The 23,500-nt window shown below is 71.9% G+C and carries 25 protein-coding genes and 1 pseudogene; 14 read left to right on the top strand and 12 right to left on the bottom strand.

Translation table 11 applies throughout. From position 1 onward, the window contains the following. The first annotated feature begins 32 nt into the window (after positions 1 to 32). Complete coding sequence (locus OG494_RS14585) at positions 33 to 818, top strand: Asp23/Gls24 family envelope stress response protein (RefSeq protein ID WP_328455908.1); 786 nt, start codon at positions 33 to 35, stop codon at positions 816 to 818. Positions 819 to 875: 57 nt separating this feature from the next. Here the strand turns inward: OG494_RS14585 and OG494_RS14590 are convergent, their stop codons facing one another. Next, on the bottom strand, positions 876 to 1,436 hold the full coding sequence (locus tag OG494_RS14590) for a dihydrofolate reductase family protein (RefSeq protein ID WP_328455910.1): 561 nt from the start codon (positions 1,434 to 1,436) through the stop codon (positions 876 to 878). A 51-nt stretch (positions 1,437 to 1,487) separates the two neighbouring features. Next, positions 1,488 to 1,952, bottom strand: a pseudogene (locus tag OG494_RS14595) (AAA family ATPase); the annotation flags it as partial. Positions 1,953 to 2,042: 90 nt separating this feature from the next. On the opposite strand from OG494_RS14595, the gene OG494_RS14600 reads away from it, so the two are divergent. Continuing rightward, positions 2,043 to 3,020: an SEFIR domain-containing protein gene (locus OG494_RS14600; protein ID WP_328455912.1), complete on the top strand. Its 978-nt coding sequence runs from the start codon at positions 2,043 to 2,045 to the stop codon at positions 3,018 to 3,020. A gap of 26 nt (positions 3,021 to 3,046) precedes the next feature. Here OG494_RS14600 and OG494_RS14605 read toward each other — a convergent pair whose 3' ends face one another. From OG494_RS14605 to OG494_RS14620, 4 genes are all read right to left on the bottom strand, one after another. Continuing rightward, on the bottom strand, positions 3,047 to 4,090 hold the full coding sequence (locus OG494_RS14605) for an alcohol dehydrogenase catalytic domain-containing protein (protein WP_328455914.1): 1,044 nt from the start codon (positions 4,088 to 4,090) through the stop codon (positions 3,047 to 3,049). 101 nt (positions 4,091 to 4,191) lie between these two features. Then, complete coding sequence (locus tag OG494_RS14610; protein WP_328455916.1) at positions 4,192 to 5,376, bottom strand: acyl-CoA dehydrogenase family protein; 1,185 nt, start codon at positions 5,374 to 5,376, stop codon at positions 4,192 to 4,194. 162 nt (positions 5,377 to 5,538) lie between these two features. Then, complete coding sequence (locus OG494_RS14615; RefSeq protein ID WP_328455918.1) at positions 5,539 to 5,958, bottom strand: cupin domain-containing protein; 420 nt, start codon at positions 5,956 to 5,958, stop codon at positions 5,539 to 5,541. An 11-nt stretch (positions 5,959 to 5,969) separates the two neighbouring features. Beyond that, positions 5,970 to 6,512, bottom strand: a complete 543-nt coding sequence (locus OG494_RS14620) for a helix-turn-helix domain-containing protein (protein ID WP_328455920.1) — start codon at positions 6,510 to 6,512, stop codon at positions 5,970 to 5,972. A gap of 63 nt (positions 6,513 to 6,575) precedes the next feature. Between OG494_RS14620 and OG494_RS14625 the strand changes: the two genes are divergently transcribed. Further along, positions 6,576 to 7,664, top strand: a complete 1,089-nt coding sequence (locus tag OG494_RS14625; protein WP_328455922.1) for an amidohydrolase family protein — start codon at positions 6,576 to 6,578, stop codon at positions 7,662 to 7,664. On the opposite strand, the gene OG494_RS14630 is transcribed toward OG494_RS14625, so the two are convergent. Then, positions 7,618 to 8,205: a TetR/AcrR family transcriptional regulator gene (locus OG494_RS14630; protein ID WP_328455924.1), complete on the bottom strand. Its 588-nt coding sequence runs from the start codon at positions 8,203 to 8,205 to the stop codon at positions 7,618 to 7,620. The genes OG494_RS14625 and OG494_RS14630 overlap by 47 nt on opposite strands. A 100-nt stretch (positions 8,206 to 8,305) precedes the next feature. On the opposite strand from OG494_RS14630, the gene OG494_RS14635 reads away from it, so the two are divergent. From OG494_RS14635 to OG494_RS14660, 6 genes are all read left to right on the top strand, one after another. Next, the gene (locus OG494_RS14635) at positions 8,306 to 9,619 is read left to right on the top strand and encodes a cytochrome P450 (protein ID WP_328455926.1); all 1,314 of its coding nucleotides are present in this window, start codon (positions 8,306 to 8,308) and stop codon (positions 9,617 to 9,619) included. Further along, positions 9,616 to 10,506, top strand: coding sequence for an alpha/beta fold hydrolase (locus OG494_RS14640; protein WP_328455928.1), 891 nt, complete (start codon positions 9,616 to 9,618; stop codon positions 10,504 to 10,506). Before OG494_RS14635 ends, OG494_RS14640 begins: the two co-directional genes overlap by 4 nt. Continuing rightward, the gene (locus tag OG494_RS14645; protein ID WP_328455930.1) at positions 10,490 to 11,341 is read left to right on the top strand and encodes an SDR family NAD(P)-dependent oxidoreductase; all 852 of its coding nucleotides are present in this window, start codon (positions 10,490 to 10,492) and stop codon (positions 11,339 to 11,341) included. The genes OG494_RS14640 and OG494_RS14645 overlap by 17 nt, the downstream gene beginning before the upstream one ends. Next, the gene (locus tag OG494_RS14650; RefSeq protein ID WP_328455932.1) at positions 11,338 to 12,792 is read left to right on the top strand and encodes a flavin-containing monooxygenase; all 1,455 of its coding nucleotides are present in this window, start codon (positions 11,338 to 11,340) and stop codon (positions 12,790 to 12,792) included. Before OG494_RS14645 ends, OG494_RS14650 begins: the two co-directional genes overlap by 4 nt. Before the next feature lie 46 nt (positions 12,793 to 12,838). Next, a complete protein-coding gene (locus OG494_RS14655; protein ID WP_328455933.1) occupies positions 12,839 to 13,705 on the top strand; it encodes an NAD(+)/NADH kinase in 867 nt (288 codons plus the stop codon). Positions 13,706 to 14,216: 511 nt separating this feature from the next. Further along, complete coding sequence (locus tag OG494_RS14660) at positions 14,217 to 14,897, top strand: DUF998 domain-containing protein (RefSeq protein ID WP_328455935.1); 681 nt, start codon at positions 14,217 to 14,219, stop codon at positions 14,895 to 14,897. A 112-nt stretch (positions 14,898 to 15,009) separates the two neighbouring features. On the opposite strand, the gene OG494_RS14665 is transcribed toward OG494_RS14660, so the two are convergent. Continuing rightward, positions 15,010 to 15,366 (bottom strand): DNA polymerase ligase N-terminal domain-containing protein, encoded by a 357-nt coding sequence (locus tag OG494_RS14665; protein WP_328455937.1) that lies wholly within the window; start codon positions 15,364 to 15,366, stop codon positions 15,010 to 15,012. Between the two features lie 107 nt (positions 15,367 to 15,473). Between OG494_RS14665 and OG494_RS14670 the strand changes: the two genes are divergently transcribed. From OG494_RS14670 to OG494_RS14680, 3 genes are all read left to right on the top strand, one after another. Beyond that, entirely contained in the window at positions 15,474 to 15,911 is a 438-nt protein-coding gene (locus OG494_RS14670) for a Fur family transcriptional regulator (protein ID WP_328455938.1), read from the top strand. Continuing rightward, the gene (locus OG494_RS14675) at positions 15,908 to 17,431 is read left to right on the top strand and encodes a catalase (protein ID WP_328455939.1); all 1,524 of its coding nucleotides are present in this window, start codon (positions 15,908 to 15,910) and stop codon (positions 17,429 to 17,431) included. The genes OG494_RS14670 and OG494_RS14675 overlap by 4 nt, the downstream gene beginning before the upstream one ends. Before the next feature lie 124 nt (positions 17,432 to 17,555). Beyond that, complete coding sequence (locus OG494_RS14680; RefSeq protein ID WP_328455940.1) at positions 17,556 to 18,551, top strand: YdcF family protein; 996 nt, start codon at positions 17,556 to 17,558, stop codon at positions 18,549 to 18,551. Here the strand turns inward: OG494_RS14680 and OG494_RS14685 are convergent. Beyond that, on the bottom strand, positions 18,548 to 18,964 hold the full coding sequence (locus OG494_RS14685; protein ID WP_328455941.1) for a RidA family protein: 417 nt from the start codon (positions 18,962 to 18,964) through the stop codon (positions 18,548 to 18,550). The genes OG494_RS14680 and OG494_RS14685 overlap by 4 nt on opposite strands. Before the next feature lie 75 nt (positions 18,965 to 19,039). On the opposite strand from OG494_RS14685, the gene OG494_RS14690 reads away from it, so the two are divergent. Then, positions 19,040 to 19,873 (top strand): hypothetical protein, encoded by an 834-nt coding sequence (locus OG494_RS14690; protein WP_328455942.1) that lies wholly within the window; start codon positions 19,040 to 19,042, stop codon positions 19,871 to 19,873. Next, on the top strand, positions 19,870 to 20,205 hold the full coding sequence (locus OG494_RS14695; RefSeq protein ID WP_328455944.1) for a transcriptional regulator: 336 nt from the start codon (positions 19,870 to 19,872) through the stop codon (positions 20,203 to 20,205). The genes OG494_RS14690 and OG494_RS14695 overlap by 4 nt, the downstream gene beginning before the upstream one ends. On the opposite strand, the gene OG494_RS14700 is transcribed toward OG494_RS14695, so the two are convergent. From OG494_RS14700 to OG494_RS14710, 3 genes are read right to left on the bottom strand one after another with little or no spacing between them, the layout of a single operon-like run. Continuing rightward, complete coding sequence (locus tag OG494_RS14700) at positions 20,202 to 21,416, bottom strand: glycosyltransferase (RefSeq protein WP_328455945.1); 1,215 nt, start codon at positions 21,414 to 21,416, stop codon at positions 20,202 to 20,204. The two genes, OG494_RS14695 and OG494_RS14700, sit on opposite strands and share 4 nt — an antisense overlap. Continuing rightward, on the bottom strand, positions 21,413 to 22,246 hold the full coding sequence (locus tag OG494_RS14705; RefSeq protein WP_328455947.1) for an SDR family NAD(P)-dependent oxidoreductase: 834 nt from the start codon (positions 22,244 to 22,246) through the stop codon (positions 21,413 to 21,415). The genes OG494_RS14700 and OG494_RS14705 overlap by 4 nt, the downstream gene beginning before the upstream one ends. Beyond that, a complete protein-coding gene (locus OG494_RS14710; protein WP_328455949.1) occupies positions 22,243 to 23,262 on the bottom strand; it encodes an alpha/beta hydrolase in 1,020 nt (339 codons plus the stop codon). The genes OG494_RS14705 and OG494_RS14710 overlap by 4 nt, the downstream gene beginning before the upstream one ends. Positions 23,263 to 23,500: the final 238 nt, after the last annotated feature.

Raw genomic sequence — 23,500 nt, forward strand, 5'->3', positions numbered from 1 at the left:
CCCGAAGTCGTCGCTCCCGAAAAGGGGAACCCATGTCCGACGTCATCAACAGCATCTTCGGCCGCCCGAACTCCGGCACCCCGGCCTCCGGCGGGTACGGCGGAGTCGCGCCTGCCGCTCCGGCCGACACCGCCGCTCCCGAAATCGTTGACACCGAAGAGATCCAGGACGAAACCACCGAGCCCACCGAGGACGCCGGCACGGACGTCGTGACCGAGGAGCCCGAAGCCGCCACCGACTCCGCCGACGCCGAAGTCGTGGACACGGACACCGACACCGACGACACCGACATCGACGAGACGGACGAGGAAGCCGTCGAGGACGAAGGCGCCGAGGCCGAAGCCGTCACCGAGGAGTCCGACGAGGCGGCCGCGGACGAAGACAGCTCCGACTCCGCCGCGGACACCGTCGAGACCGAAGAAGCCGAGGTCACGGAAGAAGCCGCGCCGGTCGTCGCCGAAGCCGAGGCGGAGGTCGTCGACGAGGCCGAGCGCGTCGTCGCGGCCGCGGCCCGCCCCGCCGCCGGCACCCGCGGCGCCACCACCATCGGCGACGACGTCGTCGTGAAGATCGTGTACCGGGTCGCCCGCAAGGCCGAAGGCGTCCACGAACTCACCAGCGACGACGTCGAGGTAGCGGTCGACGGCGACGTCGCCACCATCACCATCTCCGTGGTGATCGACTTCGGCCACGCCGTCAAGGTCCTGGCCGAGAAGATCCGCACCGACGTGATCGAAGCGGTCGAACAGTTCCTCGGCCTCGACGTCGAGGGCGTCGACGTGCACATCGCCGACATCCACTTCCCGGACGCCGACTGAGCTCAGCCGAGGCTCGGTCCCGGGCGCAATCCCGGGACCGAGCCGGCGCCCGCGCCGCTAGCGGGAAACCTCGTAGCGCAGGTGCGTCACGTCGCGGCCGTCCAGCCGCCGGGTCTGGCGAAGTTCGACCCGCTCCGATTCCGCGAACAGGCGCCGACCGCCGCCGAGCAGGACCGGGACCAGGTGGATCTCCAGCTCGTCCAGCAAACCCGCTCGTAGCAACGATTGTGCCGCGCCCGCGCCGTGCACCAGTACCGGCCGGTCGCCGGCCGCCGCCACCGCTTCGGCCACGCACGCGGCGACGTCCGTGTAGAACCGGGCGCTTCCCGGCGGTTCGTCGCCGGGGTCCACGTGGTGGGTCAGGACGTGGATCGGGACGCCGTCGTGGTGGTCCCCCTGCCAGCGACCGGCCAGCTCGAACGTCCGGCGGCCCGAGATCACCGCGCCGGTGGCCATGGCCTCGCGGTACACCCGGCCGTTCACGCCCTCGCCCAGCCGGTCGTCCAGCCAGTTGAACAGGCGCCCGCCACCACGGCCGAGCTCCTGGCCCGCGCGGTCGTCCGGGCCCGCGATGAACCCGTCCAGCGACATCGACATGTACAAGATCACCTGGGACATGGGAACCTCCTTCACCCAGGCGTCGAACGGGCGGCGCCCGGATCGACAGGTTCAGGCGTCCCGGGCCCGGCTGATCACCTCTTCCAGCCGCAACGGGCTCGCCGGGTGGTGGGTCAGGCACAGCGGTGTCGCGATCTGGCGGAAGCCGAACGCCTCCCCCGCCACGTAGAACTGCGCGCGCTCCAACCTCGAAATGTCGGCGACCGGGCTGCCCTTCGCGCGGGCCAATTCGTTGGCCGCCGCGATCTGCGCCGGGCTGTTGAGCCGGCCGAAGAACTGCGTCATCGCGTTGCCGACCACCTGGTTGTGCAGGCCCTTCGGCGCCTGCGTCGCGAACAGCAACCCCAGCCCGTACTTCCGGGCCTGGGACGCGAGGACGATCGTGCTGCGCGTGCTCGCCGTGAGCGTGCCCGAGGCCGCGAGCATCTGGGCCTCGTCCATCACGAACAGCGCCCCCAGCGGACGGTCGCCCGCCGGGTTGCGTTTGATCCACGCGAAAAGTTCCATCTGGAGCTTGCAGCTCAGTGCGGCCGCGCGATAAATGGTTCCGCAACACCGGTCATTCGGATCGGTGAATCACCGACTTGCCCTTCAGGAGGAGTGTCGATGGCCGACCGCGACGCGCCACGGGTGTTCGTCACCTACTCGCACGACACCCCCGAACACAAGGAACTCGTGGAGAAGTTCGCGAGGTTCCTGCGCGCCGCCATCGGCTTGGACGTGCACCTCGACGCCTGGTACGACAACCGGCGCCGGGACTGGTCCCTGTGGGCCGTCGAGCACCTCACCAAAGCGGACTTCATCCTGGTCATCGCCTCGCCCGAGTACAAACGCCGGGCCGACGGCACGGCCGCGTCCGACGAGGGGCGGGGCGCGCAGTTCGAGGCGGGGATCATCCGGGACAACCTGACCCGGGACCTGCGCCGGGAAACGGAACGCGTGCTGCCCGTGATCCTGCCGGGGCGCTCGGTTGACGAGATCCCGGTGTTCCTCAACGGCCATTCGACGACGAGGTACCACATCGACGAGTTCACCGATGCCGGGATCGCCGACCTGCTCACCGCGATCACCGGGCACGGCCAGTACTCGATGCCCCAGCGCGGCGAGTGGCGCGGCGGCGGTTCCCGGGAGCCCCGGCCGACGCCGGCCAACGAGCTGCCGTGGGTCGTGGCCAGCAGCGGGATCCGCCGCGACAGCGCCTTGATCGACGGGATCCGCTACGACAACAGCATCGTGCTGCGGCCCACCAAACGCCCGACCGGCTCGGGTGGGTACGTCGAGATGGACCTCGGCGGCCACTACCAACGGCTGACCGCCGTCGTCGGGGTGCTCGACGACGCCGCCGATCCGTTCCAGGTCGGGCACTTCCAGGTCTTCCTCGACGGCGCCCCGCAGTCCGCCCACCAGGTGGCGCTCGGGAAGCCGGCCACGATCGACCTCGACGTCACCGGGGCGCTCCGGCTGCGGCTGGAGATGTCCCGCCCCGGGGTCACCGCCTCACCCTTCGGCGGCGCCGCGGTCCCGGTGCGGCCCCGGATGGGCCGGCCGCCCGAGCTGGCCTGGGGCGACCCGACGATGACCTGACGCCGGGCCGTCCCCGTCGCCGGCTGTCAGGGGGTGATGATCACCTTCAGCGCCGAGTTGGCCGCCGCGTTGGCGAAGACCTCGTACGCCTCCTCCATCTCGGCGAAGGTGAACGTGTGGGTGCCCATCTTCTCCGCCGGGATGCGGCCCGAGGACACCATCTTCAGCAGCGTCGGGATCGAGACCGTGTCCACCAGGCCCATCGTCAGGGTGATGTTCTGGATCCACATCTCCTGCATCGGCAGCTCGACCGGGACGCCGTGGACGCCGATGTTCGCGATGCGGCCGCCGGGGCGGACCAGGGACGCCGCGGTCTGCAGGGTCTGGGGGTAGCCGACCGCCTCGATCGAGACGTCGACGCCGAGGCCGTCGGTCAGGCCCAGTACGTCGGCGCGAGTGTCCGGGCCGGCCTCGATCGCGTCCGTCGCGCCGAAGTCGAGGGCCTTCTCGAGGCGGAACTTGTTGGAGTCCACCGCGATCACCTTCGACGCGCCCCACAGGCCCGTCGTGAGGATCGCCGACAGGCCGACCGCGCCCGCGCCGACGACCGCCACCGTGTCGCCCGGGCGGACGCGGCCGGCCAGGACGCCGACCTCGTAACCCGTCGGCAGCGAGTCGGCCAGGAAGATCGCCTGTTCGTTGGTGACGTCGTCCGGGACCGCGTACAGCGACGTGTCCGCGAACGGGACGCGCACCAGCTCGGCCTGGGTGCCGTCGATGAGGTGGCCGAAGATCCAGCCGATGCCGCCGACCGTCCGGCAGTGCGACGGCATCCCGCGGCCGCAGTACTCGCACCGCCCGCACTGCGTGATCGCCGGGACGAGCACCCGGTCGCCGACGGCGAACGCGCGGACCGCGTCGCCGATCGCCGTCACCGTGCCGACCGCTTCGTGGCCGAGGATCCGGCCGTCGGTCACCGCGGCGACGTCGCCCTGCAGGATGTGCAGGTCGGTGCCGCAGATGGTGGTCGTGTCGACGCGCACGACCACGTCGGTGGGCTCCTGGACGGCCGCGTCCGGGACGTCTTCCCAGGCCTTCGCGCCCGGACCGTGGTAGACCAGCGCCTTCATCGTCGCCTCCGGCGACCGCCCGGCACCCGCGTCCGGGCACGGCCGCCCACCGAACCTAGGACGGTGGCGGCCGCGCGGCTGTCGCAATATGAGACTGCGGCTCAGGTGTACCAGGTCGGCTCGGGCACCTCGCCGCGCAGCGCGTACACCCCGACTTCACGCCGCTTGTAGGCCACCGGGTCGTGCAGCGAGTGCGTGCGGAGGTTCCGCCAGAACCGGTCCAGGCCGTACTTGGCCGCGCTCGCCCGGGCGCCGGTCAGCTCGAAGATCTTCGTCCCGATCTCCAGCCCGGTTTCGATCACGCGCTGCTTGGCCGCGGCGATCAGTACGGCCAGCTCGCCGCGGGCCTCCGGCGTCAGCTCCTCCCGCGGCGCGTGCAGCACCTTGGAGATCACCGCGCCCGCTTTGTCCGTGAGCGCCTCGGCCGCCCACAGCTTCGCCTGCAGGTCGCCGTAGCCGTCGAGGATGTACCACTCCTCGGTGGCGTCGTCCTTGTCGTCGCCGCCGTACGGCCACGCCCGCGTGCGCTCGCGGGTGTAGGCCAGCCCGGCCTCGAGCGCGCCCTGGGCGATGCCGAGGTAGAAGTTGGTGAACACGAGCTGGATCGCCGGCACGTTGAGCGTGTTGTACGTCAACGGCCGGAAAGTCCGGTCGACGTACCCGGCCGCGCTCGCCCACGGCACCCGGACGTCGGTGATCGTGACGCTGCCGGACTCGGTGAGCCGCTGGCCGAGGTTGTCCCAGTCGTCGTGGAAGACGATCCCGTCCTGTGCGGAGGGCACGATCGCGAAGACGTGGTCCTCGGTCCCCTCGAGGATGCCTTCGAGCACGGTCAGGTCGGACACCTTACTGCCGGTCGAGAACGACTTGTGTCCGTTGTAGACGATGTCGTCGCCGTCCTGCGTGATGGTCAGGTCGGAGTCGCGCGGGTTGACCGCGCCGCCGAAGAAGAAGTTGTTGGTGGTGTAAAGCTCTTCTACAGCGACGATCTGTTCGTCGGTCGCGACCAGCCGCGCCGCCCACGCCCACAGGTAGTGGTAACCGAGCAGCTGCCCGATCGAGCCGTCCGCGCGGGCGATCTCGCGGATGACGCGGTAGGCGGTGTCCCAGGTCTGCCCGCCACCGCCGTGTTCGGCGGGGCCGAGCAGGGTCACCAGGCCGGTGTCCTTGAGCAGCTGGACTTCCTGGTACGGCGTGGCGTTGCCGCGGTCGCGCTCGACGGCGTCGACCGCGAGCTTCGCGGCGACGTCCCGGGCCGCCCTGATCCATTCTTCCGTTGTGGTCATGAGGTTTCCTTCGTTCGGGCACGACAAGGAGCCCGCGTACGCGGGGTGCTCGGGATGGGCTGGGTCAGGCGGTACAGCGGGTGAAGCGGCTGCCGTCCATGATCCCGAGTACACCGGGACGCTCCGTGGCTGTCAACGGACGTCCGCGCGCTGGGAACCCGGTCAGCCGCCCTCGGCGTTGCGGGCCATGAAGGTCTTCGCGTCGCCGGCCGACGGGTCGACGAACACGATGTCGTCCGGGCGCCGGCGGGGCACGTCGATCGCCAGGACGACGAGAGGTTCCTCGGAGACGCGAGGGAACCCGTGGACCTTGAGCCGCTCGAAGGCCAGGAACATTCCGGGCCGGGCCTCGAATTCTTCGCCGTCGAGGTGGAACGTGCCGCGGCCGCTGAGGAGGTACAGGTGCTCGTCGCACTCCTCGTGGTAGTGCAACGGTACTTCGCGGTAGATCCGGAAGATCCGGGCGCTGGCCGAAGCCTTGTCGACGAAGTACTTGTCCACCAGCATGGTCTCGGCGGTCTCGGGCAGCGCCGCGGCCTCCGCGAGGACGTCGAACACGCTCTGGGTGTTGTCGCTCTCCATGGCTTCCGAACCTAGCCGACCAGCGGCAGGAGCACCTCGTCGACGATCGCCGCGATCTCCGTCCCGGGCACCGGGCCGGATTCGAGGTGCGCGACCAGGACCAGGCGTGGCCCGACCGCGGCGAGCCGGGCGGTGCCGGTCTCCCCCAGCAGCTCCAGGATCAGGTCCTGCCGCGGCCGCAGCACGAGGTCCCGCACCCGCTCGAACAGCTCGGGGTGACGCCGGCGCTGCGTGATCAGCTGGACCAGCGCGCGGCCGTGCGGTTCGCCGAGCACGCGGGCGAGACCGCCGAGGAGCACCAGCAGGTCGCCGCGCAGGCTGCCGGTGCGCGGCGGCGGGGTCTCGGCGAAACCGGCCACCGGGTCGGCCAGCGCGGCCAGCACCAGGTCCGCCGGTGCCGACCAGCGCCGGTAGAGGGCGGCCTTGCCCGTGTGGGCGCGAAGGGCGATCTTCTCGAAACTCAGCTCCTCGAAACTCCCTTCCGCCAGCTCGGCCAGCGTCGACGAGTAGATCGCCCGCAGCAGGTCGTCGCCCCGCCGCCGCGTGTCGGGCATCGGCCTCCTCTCCGTGTACCGTAATTAGTGAACGATATCGTTCCTTATCGGAGAGGGCCACCCATGAGCAGGACAGCCGTCACGAACGTCCGGGTCTTCGACGGCACCGGGCTCACCGAGCCGCGCACCGTCGTGCTCGACGGCGCCGTCATCGGGGACGACCCGGCGGGCGCCGAGACCGTCGACGGCAGCGGGCGCGTCCTGCTGCCCGGGCTCATCGACACCCACATCCACCTGCACGGCCGCGAGAGCCTCGAACAGCTGGCGCGGTACGGCGTCACGACCGGCCTCGACATGGCCACCTTCTCGGCCGACCTGCTGGCATCCCTGCGGCACCAGCCGGGGCTGACCGACATCCGCAGCGCCGGCGTCCCGGCGATCGGCCCGGCCGGGATGCACGCCCGGATCCCCGGCATGCCCGCCGAGGCCGTCGTCACCGATCCCGGCCAGGCCGGGGCGTTCGTCGCCGCCCGGGTCGCGGCGGGGTCCGACTATCTGAAGATCGTCCTGGAGGCGCCCGGCGGTGGCGGCCCGGAGCTGCCGGCCGCCCGCGCGCTCACCGACGCCGCGCACGACGCCGGGCTGCTGGTCGTCGCGCACGCGACCTCCGCCGGCGCGTACACGATGGCCCTCGACGCCGGCGTCGACGTCGTCACGCACGCACCGCTGGGCGCCCCGATCAACGCGGACGACGTCGCCCGCGCCCGGATCGTCGCGCCGACCCTGATCATGATGAAGGGTGTATCCACGACGGTCGGACAACCGCAGCTCTACGACGGTGCGAAGGCGTCGGTGACCGCGTTGTACCGCGCGGGTGTGCCGATCCTGGCCGGGACGGACGCCAACAACGAGCCGGGCGTGCCGGCCGAAGTCGCGCACGGAGAGAGCCTGCACGACGAACTCGCACTGCTCGTCGCGGCCGGCCTGTCCACTGTGGACGCCCTTCGCGCGGCCACGGTGTTGCCCGCCGGGCACTTCGGGCTTGACGACCGCGGCGCCATCCGCTCCGGCCTGCGTGCCGACCTCGTCCTGCTCGACGCCGACCCGCTCGCCGACATCACCGCCACCCGCGCGATCGCCCGCGTCTGGTGCGCCGGTGTCGAGGTCAAGGACCCAGCAGGGCGATGGACGCGCGCACCGCGAGCTCGGTGACGTCGCCGGCCCGGCCGCCGTCCTCGACGGTCGTGGCGATCAGCTCGCGCAACCCGCCCAGGAGCATGATCGCCAGCTGCCGGGACGGCGGGCTGATCCCCGCCGCGCGCATCTCGGCCGTGTCGGTCAGCCGCTGCGTCATCGCGATGAACCCTTCCATCGCCTCGCGCTGCAGCTCACGCGACGTGACGCCGAGCGCGGGGACGTCGCGGATCCAGCTGAGGGTGATCGCGGGTTCGGACTCCGCGCAGGCGATCCACGCTTCGATCGCCTGCCGGACCTGGTCCGCCCAGGGCGCGGCGGGGTCGACGGCCTCCGAGATCTGCCGGATCATGTCCCGGTTCGCGTCGGCGAGCAGCGCGATGAAGCACGCTTCCTTGCCGGAGAAGTGTTCGTAGAAGGTCCGGCGGGACGTGCGGGCGCGGCGGACGACGTCGGCGACCGTGGTTTCGCGGAACCCGGTTTCGGTGATCGAAGCGGCCAGGCCGTCGAGCAGCCGCTGCCGGAATTGGCGGGTCTCGACCGTCGTCACCGTGGTCACGCTATACCCCTTCTTCCATTACGAAAACCTCTTGAAACCGGATGGTACTCCGGCGTACCGTACCGACGGTACGCCTGCGTACCACCAGTCGGGAGAGTCGATGACGACCGTGACACGCCCACCGGGCCCGGTGACGCTGCCCCCGGGGCCGACCGCGCCCCGCGCCGTCCAGGGCGCCTACGCGCTGACCAGCCCGCTGCGCGGCCTGCACCGCCTGCGGGCGAAGTACGGCGACGCCTTCACGGTGAACGTGCCGATCTTCGGCCGCGCCGTCGTGATCAGCGGCGCCGCCGAGATCAAGCAGCTGTTCATGTCCGGGCCGGACCTGGTCGACAACCAGGAGGTCAACCTCGGGCGGGTGCTCGGCCCGCGGTCGCTGTTCGCCCTCTCCGGCGAGGACCACCGCCGGCAGCGCAAGCTCCTGGTCCCGCCGTTCCACGGCCGCCGGCTCGCCGCGTACGAGAAGATCGTCGAGGAAGAGACCGTCCGGGAGCTGGCGACCTGGCCGGAGGACCGCGCGTTCGCGACGCTGCCGTCGATGATGCGGATCACCCTCAACGCCATCCTGCGCGCGGTGTTCGGCGCGGAAGGGGCCGAGTTCGCCGAACTGCGCGCCCTGCTCCCGCCGTTCGTCACGCTCGGTTCACGCCTGGCCGTGCTGCCGATCTCCAAGAAGGGCCGCCTGAACCCGTGGCGCCGCTTCGAGAGGCTGCGCCGCGAGTACGACGCGATCGTCGACCGGCTGATCGCCAAGGCCCGCGCGGACGACCGGCTCGACGACCGCGACGACGTCCTCGCGCTGATGCTGCAGAGCCGGTACGACGACGGTTCCGAGCTGAGCCGGGAGGAGATCGCCGACCAGCTGCTCACCCTGCTCACCGCCGGGCACGAGACCACGGCGACCACCCTCGCCTGGGCGGTCGAACGGCTCCGGCGGCACCCCGGCGTGCTGCGCGAACTCACCGGATCCGGTGACAGCAAGCTCCTCAACGCCACGATCCTCGAGGTGCAGCGCACCCGGCCGGTCATCGACCTCACCGCCCGGCAGGTCAAGCAGGACGGCTTCCGGCTCGGCCGGTGGACGCTGCCGAAGGGGTACGTCGTGCTCGTCAGCATCGCCTTGATCCACGACGACGACGCGCTCTTCCCGCACGCCGCGACGTTCGACCCGCACCGGTTCGCCGGCGCGCGCCCGGACCTGTACCAGTGGATCCCGTTCGGCGGTGGCACCCGCCGCTGCATCGGCGCCGCGTTCGCGACCATGGAGATGACCGTCGTGCTGCGGACCCTGCTGCGCGAGTTCACCCTCGTGCCGACGGACGAAGCCGGCGAACGCTGGCACTCCCGGGGCGTCGCCTACGCCCCGGCGAAAGGCGGGCGCGCGATCGTGCGCCGCCGGGAAGGAACCGCGTGAACGAGGAAATCGCCGACGCCGGCCGGGGGATTTCCCTGGCGTACGAACGCATCGGGGACGCCGGGGCCGAGCCGCTCGTGCTCGTCGCCGGGCTGGGCCAGCAGCTGCACAGCTGGCCCGACGCCTTCTGCGCCGAGCTGGCCGGGCGCGGGTTCCAGGTCGTCCGGTTCGACAACCGCGACGCCGGGCGCTCGACGCACCCGCGGTTCCGGCCGGCGAGCCTGCCCGCGATGTTCGCCGGCCGGTTCCCGCCGGAGCAGTACGACCTGAGGGACATGGCCGCCGACACCGTGGGCCTGCTCGACGCGCTGGGCCTGGACCGCGTGCACCTCGCGGGGGTGTCGATGGGCGGCATGATCTCCCAGTCGGTGGCCGCGCTGCACCCCACGCGGGTCCGGACCCTGACGTCGATCATGTCGACGACCGGGTCCCGCCTGATCGGCCGCCCGGCGTTCTCGACGTTGCGGCTGATGGGCGGGAAGCCGCCGAAGTCGCGCGAAGAGGCCGTCGAAAGCGCCGTGAAGATGTTCCGGCACATCGGCTCGCACGGCTTCCCCTTCGACGAGGCCTGGGTGCGCGAAACGGCCGGGACGGGCTGGGACCGCGACCCGACGGCGGGCGGGGTGGGCCGCCAGCTCGGCGCGATCCTCAAGTCCGGCAACCGGACGGCGTGGCTGAAGAAGATCACCGCGCCGACGCTGGTGGTGCACGGCGACCGCGACCGGATGGTGCACCCGACCGGCGGCACCGCCACGGCGCGGGCGATCCCCGGGGCCCGCCTCGAAACCGTCCGCGGCATGGGGCACAACCTGCCCGAAGGCGCGTGGCCCACCCTGCTCGACCTGATCGCCGGCCACGCGAGGAGCAGCGATGTCCCGACCAGCTAGCCTCACCGGCCGGCCGGTGGTGATCACCGGCGCGGCGTCCGGCATCGGCCGGGCGCTCGCGACGAGGCTCGCCGCGCTCGGCTCCCCCGTCGCCCTCGCCGACGTCGACGAAGCCGGGCTGAAGGCGACCGCGGCCGGGCTCCGAGGACGTGTCCTCACCCGGGTCCTCGACGTCCGTGACGCCGCCGACCAGCTCCGCTTCGCCGGTGAAGTGCGCGAATGGCTCCCGGCGCCGCTCGCCGCCGTGTTCAACAACGCCGGCGTCGCGGTGACGTCGACCGTGCTCGACGCGGTGCCCGAGGACGACGACTGGCTGCACGACATCAACTTCCGCGGGGTCGTGCACGGGACGCGGGCGTTCCTGCCGATCCTCGCCGAGCAGGGTTCGGGCGCGATCGTGAACACGTCCAGCGTGTTCGGCCTGGCCGGGATGCCGCACCAGAGCGCCTACTGCGCGGCGAAGTTCGCCGTCCGCGGCTTCACCGAGTCGCTGCGCCACGAGCTGCGCGGCACCGGCGTCCGCGCGATCACCGTGCACCCGGGCGGGATCACCACGAACATCGCGCGCAACGCCCGGGTGCGGCGTGACCCCGAAGGCCGCGGCCGTACGAAAGACGAGATGGCCGCGCAGTTCGAGGCGATGACGATGACCTCGCCCGAACGGGCCGCGGAGATCATCCACACGGGCGTCGACCGCGGGAAGGCCCGTATCCTGGTCGGGCCGGACGCTTACCTGTTCGACGCGCTCACCCGCGTCACCCCGACCCACTACTACGCCGTGCTCTCCCGCCTGCGGAACCGCATGCGTGCCCGGCAGACGGAGGCCGTGAAATGACCGAGCACGTCGACGTGCTGATCGTCGGGGCCGGGCTGTCCGGCATCGGCGCCGCCCACCACCTCCGCTCCGCGTTCCCGCGCAAGACGTACACGATCCTCGAGGCGCGCGAAGCCATCGGCGGCACGTGGGACCTGTTCCGCTACCCCGGCGTGCGGTCCGACTCGGACATGCAGACGCTCGGCTACCGGTTCCGGCCGTGGACGAGCGAGAAGGCCATCGCGGACGGGCCGTCGATCCTGCAGTACGTCCGCGACACCGCGACCGAGGCGGGCATCGACCGGCACATCCGCTTCGGGCACAAGGTGATCCGCGCGGAATGGTCCACGGAGGACGCGTTGTGGACGGTCGAGGCGACGCACGGCGGCGAGCCCGTCCGGTTCACCGCGCGGTTCTTGTACCTGTGCAGTGGTTACTACGACTACGAAGGCGGCCACACGCCGCAGTTCCCCGGGATCGAGGACTTCGGCGGCACCGTCGTGCACCCCCAGCACTGGCCCGAGGACCTGGACTACACCGGCAAGAAGGTCGTCGTGATCGGCAGCGGCGCGACCGCCGTGACCCTCGTGCCGGCGATGACCGACCGCGCCGAGCACGTCACCATGCTGCAGCGCTCCCCCACCTACATCCTTTCGCTGCCGTCGGAGGACGCGCTGGCCAACCGGCTGCGCGGCCTGCTCGGCCCGAAGCTGGCGTACCCGATCGCGCGGTGGAAGAACGTCGCCGTGAGCACGCTGATCTACCAGCTCAGCCGTCGTCGTCCCGGCGTCGTGAAGGCGATGATCCGCAAGGCCGCGATGAAGCAGCTGCCGCCCGGCTACGCCGTCGACACGCACTTCAAGCCGAAGTACCAGCCGTGGGACCAGCGGCTGTGCCTGGTGCCCGACGGCGACCTGTTCCGCTCGATCAAGCACGGTGACGCCTCGATCGTCACCGACCGGATCGCGTCGTTCACCAAGAACGGGATCCGGCTGGAGTCCGGTGCCGAGCTCGAAGCGGACGTCGTCGTGTCGGCCACCGGGCTGCGGCTGCTGGCCTTCGGCGGCATCGAGCTGGCCGTCGACGGGCACGTCGTCAAGCTGCCGGAAACCATGGCGTACAAGGGGATGATGCTCAGCGGGGTGCCGAACTTCGTCTTCACGATCGGCTACACGAACGCGTCGTGGACGCTGAAAGCCGACCTCGTCGGCGAGTACGTCGTCCGGCTGCTGCGCCACCTCGACCGGACCGGGCACGACCAGGCCGTCCCGGTGAACGACGACCCGGCGGTCACCGAACGGCCGCTGCTCGACTTCGACGCCGGGTACGTGCTGCGGTCGATCGAGGAGTTCCCGAAGGCCGGCTCGCGGGCGCCGTGGACGCTCGGCATGAGCTACGCCCACGACGTCGTCAAGCTGCGCCACGGCAAGATCGACGACGGCGCGCTGCGGTTCTCGCGGCGGCCCGCCTGAACGTGCAGACTGGGCGCATGACGCCTTCGCCCCTCCGGGCCCGCTGATGCACAGCGCGGGCCTGGTCCTGCACCCCCGCCGCGACTCGGCCGCCGCCGTCGAGGCGGTGCTCGGCTGGGCCGGGAACCGCGGCATCGAGATCCTCGGCATCGCCGACGAGATCGTCCGGCTGAAGTGCGCCGCGATCGGCGTGACGTCGGAGGAGCTGGGCCGCCGCTCGGACCTGCTGGTCAGCCTGGGCGGCGACGGCACGATGCTGCGCGCCATGCGGCTGGCCGACGGCCAGCGCGCGCCGGTGCTCGGGGTGAACCTCGGCAAGCTCGGGTTCCTCGCCGAGGTCGACGTACCCGACCTGCCGAGCGCGCTGTCGGCGATCGACGGCAACGAGTTCACGGTGGAACCGCGCCTCGCCGTCGACGCCGTGTTCGACGGGCAGCGGATCACCGCGTTCAACGACATCGCGGTGGTGCGCGTGCCGGGCGACGGCAGCGCGGTCGTCGCGGTCCGGGTCAACGGCCAGCAGTTCGTGAGCTACTCGGCGGACGCGGTGATCGTCGCGACGCCGACCGGCTCGACGGCGTACAGCTTCTCCGCGGGCGGCCCGATCACGAGCCCGTCGGTGGAGGCCCTGCTGGTGACGCCGGCGGCGCCGCACTCGGCGTACAGCCGGGGTGTGGTGCTGTCGGTGCACGACACGGTGGCGCTGGAGGTCCTGCCGACGAGCGGGCGCCTCGCGGTGGAGGTCGACGGCCAGGTCGCGGGCTACGTCTCCCCCGGCGACCGCCTGGACCTGCGCGGCCGCCCGAGCGCGGCCCGGGTGGTCCGCCTCGGCATGACGACGTTCTACCAGCGCGCGAGGCGCAAGCTGCGCTTGACGGACTCGGCGGAAATCCCCCAGGACGGCTACCACTGACCCACCTCGGGCTCGAGGCCGTCAGGGCGTCCTGCAGCGGTGTCGCGGGTTGAGCCCGCGGTGCGTCCGGCGGGAATCCGACCACGGCATCGGCGGCGCACTTCCGATGGTGAGCGCGGGTGACCACGGTCACGCCGCCCATCGCACCCAGCGAGAGCGCGGCCTCGAACCCGGTCACGCCTGCGGCGGCCAGGACGCCCACGGGTTGCGCACACCGCGAGCGCGGCTGCGGCCATCGATGGCGCCCGAGGAGAACGTTCGGCGATGGCCGCGCCCGGCTGCCGGACGGGTGCGGCCGGGTTCGCGCCCGGCGGAAGTGCGGCTACAGCCCACCCCGACCCGCCAGTGGCGGAACCCCACTGCCGTGGGCGGTGTGCTCGGCGGCGGGAATCGACCGCCGGGAGTGGGGTCGGTCACAGCGCGGGCGCGTCGGCCATGGTCACGGAATGGTCACGAGTAGCGTCGCCGACTTCGCCTGAACCCGCAGAGCGCCCCCGGAGTGAACCTAGGCATGCTGGCCCCCGCACCCACCCGACTGTCCCTTCCCGCCCGGCTGCTCGTGCCCGGCGCGCAGGCCGCGTTCGCCGCGGCCGTCGTCCTGCTCGCCGTGCTGCACCTCGACCGGAGTCTCGCGCCGCTCGATCCGGTCACGGCGATGCTCAGCGACTACGCGCTGGTCCCCGGCCGCTGGATGTGGGACGGCGCGCTGATCCTCACCAGCACCGGCTCGGCGTTGCTGCTCGTCGCGCTCTACCGCCGCGGCCTGCTGGCCAACCCGCCGCTCGTCGCGGCGAAGGCGCTCTGGTGCGTCAGCCTGCTGACGGTGGCGATCTTCGCGAAGGATCCGCAGGGCGGGGCCATCACGACCACCGGCAAGATCCACCTCTACGCCTCCGCGGTGACGTGCCTGAGCCTGCCGGTCGTCGGCTGGGCGCTGGGCCGGCGCCACCGCGACGACCCGCGCTGGCGGCGGTTCGCCACCTGGTCGCGCCGGCTGGCGCTGGCCGCGATCCCGTTCTACCTGCCGTTCATCGTCCCGTTCGCGGTGAACGTCGTGCTCGGCGGCCACCTGCCGACCGTGGCCACCGGCCTGGTGGAACGCCTGATGATGGTCCTGGAGATCGCCCTGCTCGCCGTCCTCGGCCACTGGGCGCACCGCGCGGCGGCCACGCCCCGCACGGTCGCCGCCTGAGCACGCAGTCGTCCGGCCACTTCACCGACGCGTTCTCCCTGCTCGACCGGATCGAGCGAGCGCCGGCCCACCGCCCGGCGGGCCCTCGCCCTCATCGAAAGGGCCTGCCGGGTTAGCCCGGCTGCTCCTTGGTCCGGTGCAGCAGCCAGTCCCGGCCGGTGTCGATCAGCGCGTACCGGACATCGCTTTCCCGGCCGTGCAACGTGAACAGCATTCGCTTGGCCGTGCGGTCGTGCTCCTCCCACCAGCCGGTGTCGGCGACCTTCTTGTGCTCGTCCTCGTAATCCAGGTGGTCGAGGGCGTGATCGGGCACGGCGACCGCGAGCCGGTTGCCGCCCGCGTCCGGCGGGAGGCCACGCGGCACCGCCCACGACCGCAGCACGCCGTTCTCCTCCAGGCGCAGGTCGAAGTGGTGCTGGGGCCGCCAGTGCTCGTGCAGCACGAACGCCGGTCGCGGGTCGTCCACCATCCCGCCCACGATGCCAGAAGTTCCTGGCGGTTACCCGTTTTCACCCCTTCGAAACCGTCCGTCCGTGGACTTGACCCGGTCCAGAAACAGGCGCACGGTGGGGAGTCATGAGCGATGCGGCCGGCATGTTACGAGCGGCGGGTCTGCGGGTAACCGCGCCCCGACGGGCGGTGCTGACGTGGCTGGCGCAGCACCCTCATTCCACTGTGGACGCCATCGGCACCGGCGTCCGCACGATGCTGGATTCCGTGTCCACCCAGGCGATCTACGACGTCCTGGGCGCGTGCACGGAAGCCGGCCTGATCCGGCGGATCGAACTGCCGGGTCACCCCGCCCGGTTCGAGCGGCGAGCCGGGGACAACCACCACCACGTCGTGTGCCGCGGGTGCGGGCGGACCGAGGACGTCGACTGCGCGGTCGGCGCCACGCCCTGCCTCACCCCCGGCACCGGGCACAGCTTCACCATCGACGAGGCGGAAGTGGTGTTCTGGGGCTTCTGCCCCGGGTGCGCCGCGAACCACCACGCAGAAAGAGGACCGCAGTGACGCAGATCCATCCCGAACCGACCACCACCGACGCCGGTATCCCCGTCGAAAGCGACGAGCACTCGCTCACCGTCGGCGCGGACGGCCCGATCCTGCTGCACGACAACTACCTCATCGAGCAGATGGCGCAGTTCAACCGCGAGCGCGTCCCCGAGCGGCAGCCGCACGCCAAGGGCAGCGGCGCCTTCGGGAAGTTCGAGGTGACCGGCGACGTCAGCGCGTACACCAAGGCCGCGGTGTTCCAGCCGGGCACGAAGACCGACCTGCTGATCCGGTTCTCCACCGTCGCCGGCGAGCGGGGCAGCCCCGACACCTGGCGCGACCCGCGCGGCTTCGCGATCAAGTTCTACACCAGCGAAGGCAACTACGACATGGTCGGGAACAACACCCCGGTGTTCTTCCTGCGCGACCCGTTGAAGTTCCAGCACTTCATCCGCTCGCAGAAGCGCCGGGCCGACAACAACCTGCGCGACCACGACATGCAGTGGGACTTCTGGACGCTGTCGCCGGAGTCCGCGCACCAGGTGACGTGGCTGATGGGCGACCGCGGCATCCCGCGGACCTGGCGCCACATGAACGGCTACAGCTCGCACACCTACATGTGGGTCAACGCCGGCGGGGAACGCTTCTGGGTGAAGTACCACTTCAAGACCGACCAGGGCGTCGAGACCTTCACCCAGGACGAGGGCGACCAGATGGCCGCCGCCGACACCGACTACCACACGCGCGACCTGTACGAGTCGATCGAGGCCGGCGACCACCCCAGCTGGACGCTCAAGGTCCAGGTCATGCCGTTCGAGGACGCGAAGACCTACCGCTTCAACCCGTTCGACCTGACGAAGGTGTGGCCGCACGCGGACTACCCGCTCATCGACGTCGGCCGGATGACGCTGGACCGGAACCCGACCGATCACCACACCGAGATCGAGCAGGCCGCGTTCGAGCCGAGCAACCTGGTGCCGGGGATCGGCGCGAGCCCGGACAAGATGCTGCTGGGCCGGCTGTTCTCCTACCCGGACGCGCACCGCTACCGGATCGGCGCGAACTACAAGCAGCTGCCGGTCAACGCGCCCGTGTCGCCGGTGCACAGCTACAGCAAGGACGGCGCGATGCGCTACACCAAGGTCGCCGACCCGGTGTACGCACCGAACTCGAAGGGCGGCCCGCACGCCGACGTCGCGAAGTACGGCCAGCCGGCGGGCTGGCACACCGACGGCGACATGGTCCGCACGGCGTACACGCTGCGCGAAGAGGACGACGACTGGGGCCAGGCGGGCACGATGATCCGTGAGGTCTTCGACGACGCCGGCCGCGAGCGGTTCGTCGACAACGTCGTGGGTCACCTGCTCAACGGCGTCACCGAGCCGGTGCTGCAGCGCGCGTTCGAGTACTGGCGCAACGTGGACAAGGACATCGGCGACCGGATCGAGTCGGGCGTCCGCGCCAAGGCCGGCGAGAAGGACCCGAAGGCGGCCGACCAGGCGAACCCGGCCCGGTCGAGCATGCAGAAAAAGGCCTGACGAACGGGGCGAGTCACTCTTCCAGGTGACTCGCCCCGGTTCTTTCCCGGCCTGCCCCGGTTCGCGGCCCCGATGTCCCTCGGCTACGTTGGCGTCGTCGCACGGGATCAGTCAGGGAGGCCGGGTGAACTTCACCGGAGCCGCGCTGCCCTTGGCCGCCGGCGCCGCACTGCTCGTCTTCCTGATCCGGCTCGCCCGCGAACCGCGGCGGCTCGGGAACGCCGTCTGGTTCGGGATCGCGTTGCTGCTCGGCGGCGCCTGGTTGCTGCGTGAGGCCCTGCACCTCGACTGGCTGACCCCGGTGGTGGCGGTCCTGCTGGCCGCGGTCGCGGTGATCGTCGCGCTGGTGCTGCCCGCCGCGCTGATCTTCAACGGCGTGCAGATGTGGCGGAAGGAAGGCCGCAGCACCGGGAACCTGCTTTCCCTCGCCCTCGGCGCCGGCCTGATCACGCTCGAAGTGCTGTTCTTCGTCCCGCTCGGCCGGTGGGGCACCGCGCTCGTGGCGATCGTCATCGTGCTCACCGGCTACTTCGGGTTCCTGTTCGTGTCGCTGCTGGCCTATTCGGTGCTGTACAGCAGGGTCGGACGCCACCGGGACGTCGAAGCGATCATCGTCCTCGGCTGCGGGCTCTCGGACGACCGCGTGCCGCCGCTGCTCGCCGGCCGGCTCGAGCGCGCGATCCGGCTCTACGAAAGGGAACCCGAGCACCCGCCGCTGCTGGTCGTCTCCGGTGGGAAGGGGCCGGGCGAGAGCGTCACCGAGGCCGAGGCGATGCACGGCTACCTCCGCGAGCGCGGTGTCCCGGAGGACCGGATCCGCCGCGAGGACCAGGCGACGACGACCGAGGAGAACCTGCGGCTGTCGGCGGCGCTGCTCCCCCAGTCCGACCGCCCCGGCCGTGTCCTGGCGGTCACCAGCAACTACCACGTCTTCCGCACGGCCGTGGAGTGCCGCCGCCTCGGGCTGCCGATCCACGCGACCGGCTCCCCCACCGCGCACTACTTCCTGCCGAGCGCCCTGCTGCGCGAGTTCGCGGCGCTGATCCTGCACTACCGCCGCACGACGATCGCGGCGTGCGTCGTGATCACCGGGGCGGGCGTCGCGCTCGCCGTCGTCTAGTCCCCCGCCGGGACGGCCGCGACCGCTTCCACCTCCGCCGTGTAGTCCGGCCCCGCCAGTGCGGCCACCACGGCCAGCGACTGGGCCGGGAAGTCGCCGTCCGGGAACCACTTCGCGAACGCCTCGGCCTGCGCGGCCCGGTACCCCGCCAGGTGCTCCGTACCGGCAACCAGCGTCAGCAGCTTCACCAGGTGCTCCGGCCCGGCGCCCTGCGCGGCGAGGAGAGTCTCGAGGTTGACGAAGATCCGCCGCGCCTGGGTTTCGGCGTCCGGCCCGGCGAGGGAGCCGTCCGGCAGGACACCGAGCTGACCCGAGACGAACACCAGCCGGTGCCCGGGCGGCACCTCGGCCAGGTGGCTGTAGCGCCCCAGCGGCGGCGCGACGGTCTCCGGATTCCAGCGTCGTGGCTTCATGCGGCCATGATCGCATGGTAGGTTCACCGCCGGATCTGGTTTGCCAAATAAACTAGTTACGAACCCGGGGCCTTCATGACCGACCTGCCACCCGCTCTCCTGCTCCACGAGATGGCCCGGCTCAAGACGCGGACCCGGGCGGATCGGCACGCGTACGTGCCACCCGTGCTGCTGTTCGGCGCGCTCGTGCTGCTCGCCCCGCTGTGGTCGTCCGGCGGCCCGGCGCGGTTCGACGTCGCCGGCGTCTGGTTCGGCACACCGATGCAGCTGTACTGGCTGATCGCGGTGGTCGGCGGATTCCTCGCCACGGCGTGCTGGTACCTCTGCCGCGGCTCCCGCTACGGGGTGCGGACGCCGATCCGCGCCTACCTCGCGGTCGGCTTCATCGGGGTCGTCGCGATCTCCTTCGGCATGCCGGTGGTCGAGTCCTTCGCCTACCGGGTCGGGCGGTCGCCGTACGCCCAGCCGTCCTTCGCGGTGCCGGTCGTCCTCATCGCGACGGCGGTGCTCGGCGGGCTCCTGTGGGTGCGGTCCACCCTCACCGGCCGCGTCGCGCGCGGCGCCGCCACCGTCGCCGCGATGCTGTCCGGCCTGGTCGCCCTGGGTGCGCTCGACCTGCTGTTCGCGCCGGTCCGGCCGTACGCGCCGCTCGTCACCATCGCGCTCGGCCTGGTCGGGCTCGCGTGGCTGGAGCGGAGCAGACTACTGGGCGTGATCAGTGGCCTCTTCGCCGCCGCGACCCTGCTGGCGAACCTGTACAACATGCAGAACGTGTTCTTCCACCTCGGCGTCTTCGCGCGCTACGAAGGCGAAGCGACCCACGCGTTCACGAACACGCTGTTGCCGGGACTCATCCTGGTCGTGGGCGGCGTCGTGGCGTGGTTCCACGAGCGAGGGGCCCGCGCGTGAGCGAGCACCCCGCGGCGGGCCTCGACGAGACCGTGCACCAGCGGCACCGGCTCGGCATCCTGACCATCACCGCCGAGGCGGGCCAGGTCGACTTCGGTTACCTGCGCCGGACCTTGGACATGACGGCGGGGAACCTGTCCCGGCACGTCACGATCCTCGACGAGGCGGGCCTGATCGACGTCGAGAAGGGGTACGAGGGCAAGCGCCCCCGGACGTGGATCTCGATCAGCCCGGCCGGTCGCAAGGCCCTCGCCGCGGAGCTGGTCGCACTGCGGGCCCTGGTGGCCGCGGTCGAAGGGGCCGTCCCGGCGATCCGGCCGCGGACCACCTAGACCTCCCGCAGCACCGAACACGCCCGGGCCACGCCGTCCTCGGCTCGGAGCCTCGCTCCGACGTACTGCGCGCCGCGGCGGAACAGCGGATTGCCGGTCAGCTCTCGCAAGCGGGCCGTCAGGGTGTCCGCCGTCAAGTCGCGCCGCGGCAGTGGCCGGGGGCCCGCGCCGAGGCGGGACACCCGGTCGCCCCAGTAGGGCTGGTCCGAGAACACCGGGCAGACCAGCGACGGGACGCCCGCGCGCAGGGCCGCCGCCGTCGTGCCCGCGCCGCCGTGGTGGACCACCGCGGCCGTGCGGGGGAACAGCCAGGCGTGCGGGACGTCGTGGATCGGCAGCACGTCGTCGGCCGGCTCGACGGGGACGTCCGTGCCGAGCAGGCCGCGCACACCCGCGCGGCGCAACGCCGTGACCGCCTGCTCGGCCTCCACCGGGCGCATACTGCCGAAGCCGACGTACACCGGCGGCGGGCCGGCCGCGAGGAAGTCGCGCAGCCGCGGGTCCGGGCGCCACCCGGCGGGCGGGTCGAGGAACCAGTAGCCGGTGACGTGCACCCGCGCCGGCCAGTCCGGCGGGCGGGGCACAACGGCGTCGGAAAACCCGCACAGCACCGGGGATGCCCGCCGCGGGCCGCGCATCCCGGCCGCGGGCAGGTCCAGCGAGCCGACGCGCCAGCCGTCCACAGTGGACCGCAGGAGCTGCCAGGCGAGGGCGTCGACCGCGCCGAAGCTCAGCTGACGGCCCCACGGCCCGAGCCGGTCCGCCCACGGCAGCAGCGGGTGCGGGAACGCCCGCGTCGGCACACTCGGCTGGTAGTGCAGTTCGACGTCCGGGACGCCCAGGTGCGCGGCTACGTGGGCGCCGAGGAAGCCGAGCGTCGGGGCGAGCACCAGGTCGGCGCCCGACGAGCCGGCGTGGACGTCGGCCAGCAGCCGGGCCAGCACCGGCCGCAGGACTTCACGCAGCCGGACCACGAACGTCAAGGGACCGCCCGCGGTCCACGCCTGGCCGGCGGCCGAGCCGAGGATCTCGCCGGGATCCGCCGACAGCGGCGCGAACGCCAGGCCGTGCGCCTGCACCAGCGCGCGGAAACCGGGCGCGGCGAGGACACGCACCCGGTCGCCGTCCGCGGCGAGGCCCCGGCCGAGGGCGACGCACGGCTGGACGTCACCGCGCGAGCCGGGCGCGATCACGACCACCTGACGGCTCATCGTTTCGCCGCGGTCACGCGGTAGCGCAGCCGGAACGGCAGGCTCGCCAGCACCGCCGCCACCCGCGCGTCCGCGCCCACCAGGTACCGCGGGGCCGGGCGCCGGGCGGTGAGCGCGCGGACGACGACCTGCGCCGCCCGCCGCGGCGGCACTCCCGAGCGGGCGGAGCGCGCGGCGCTGCGTTCGGCCGCCGCCAGCTGGGCCGCGTAGCGCACGAGACCCGCGTCGGGCAGCGCCGCCCGCACCTCCTCGGCCGCCGCACGGGCTCGCGGCCAGATCGCCGTGGCGACCGCGCCCGGCTCGACGAGCACGACGTCGATGCCTTCCGGCGCGAGCTCGGCGCGCAGGGTGTCGGTCAAGCCGACCAGGGCGAACTTCGACGTGTGGTACGGCCCGATCATCGGCCCGGCGATCCGCCCGCCGATCGAGCCGACCGTCACCACCCGCGGCGTCTCGGCGACGCGCAGGGCGGGCAGCATCACCTGGGTGACCGCGAGCTGCCCGACGACGTTCACGTCGAGCTGCTCCCGGAACACCTCCAGGGGCACGTATTCGAGCGGGCCCGGCCGCGCGAGGCCGGCGTTGTTCACCAGGCCGTGCAGCGGTCCGCCGGCCACGACCCGCGCACCGCACGCGGCGATCGACTCCGCGTCCCGCAGGTCCATCCGCAGCACCGTTACCGCGTCGCCGTACGCGCTCTCGAGCTCCTTCTCGTCGACGTCGGTGCGCACGCTCGCCCACACGTGGGCGCCGCGCCGGACCAGCTCGGCCACACACGCCCGGCCGATCCCGGAGGACGCGCCGGTGACCACATAGGACAGTCGCGTCACGACGCCGCCCCCGCGGCCAGGACCTGCAGCATCCGGGGCCACGTCCGGTGCAGCTGCTCCTGCCAGTAGGCCCACTGGTGCGTGCCGGGCCCGTAGAGGTCGATCGTCGCCGGGACGCCGAGGGCGCGCAGGCGGGCGGCCATCGCGGTGGTCTGGCCGCCGCACAGGTACTCCAGGAGCATCGCGCCGGGCAGGACGTCGATCGGGAGCTTGCCGTCCAACGGCCCGGGCAGCCCGTTGCCCGCCGAGAGGTACAGCTCGGTGCCGCGCAGGCGGTCCGCGTTGACCAGCGGATCGTGCGCCTCCCAGCGCGCCGGCTCCCGGCGCCGGTCGCCCCACAGCGCCTCGGGATCGAGCTTCGCGGACGTCACGATGGCGTCGGTCAGCAGCTCCCCGGTGGGGCCCGTCGGGTTCAGGTTGCCGCTGTAGGACGCGGCGTAGCGGAACACGCCGGGCCGGCGCGCGGCGAGCTCGATCGCGCCGTACCCGCCGAGGGAGAGCCCCGCCGCCGCACGCCGGCCGTCCCCCCGGTAACCCCGGTCGATCAGCTGCGGCAGTTCGACCGCGGTGAACGTCTCCCACTGGTTGAGGGCGAGGTCCTTGCCGTAGTTCCACCAGTCGGTGAAGAAGCCCGCCGGGCCGGCGCCGGGCATCACGACCAGGGCATCGGCGTCGTCGGCGAGCTGCCGGACGTCGGTGTTGGCGCTCCAGCCGCGGTAGTCCTGCAGCCGGGTCTCCCCCGCCAGGAGGTAGACCGCCGGCCACCGGCGATCGGGGTGTGCGGCCCAGTCCTCCGGCAGGATCAGCCGGACCATGGCGTAGGCGCCGACGCCGGTCGAGCGCACGGTCAGGTCCAGCGTCCGCGGGTCGCCGCCGACGGTGGCTTCGGCGACGACGTGCGTCCCGTCGTCGGCGCGCGCGGCCGGCGGTTCGGCGGCCTGGGCCGGTGTGGCGGCGACGCTCGGCAGCAGGCAGCTCAGGGTGGTCAGCAGCGCGACGGCGGGTCGGTGTTTCATGCGCATACGTATTCCTTTCTCCGGTCGGTCGATCAAATCCGGAAAAGTGACGGCGATCACCCGGAAAACGTTCGGGATGTGCGCACAAGTTAGAGGAACACGGACCCGTCCGGCAATTGTCTTGTCCGCCACACGGCCGGACAATGTGAATGGGAGAAGAACAGAAACGCGCCAACCTCCCCCACGAGGGTGAGCCCGCAATCACCCTCGGTGACCTACCTCGGCCTACCCATGGGTA

The sequence above is a fragment of the Amycolatopsis sp. NBC_00438 genome, assembly GCF_036026695.1.
Classification (GTDB): domain Bacteria; phylum Actinomycetota; class Actinomycetes; order Mycobacteriales; family Pseudonocardiaceae; genus Amycolatopsis.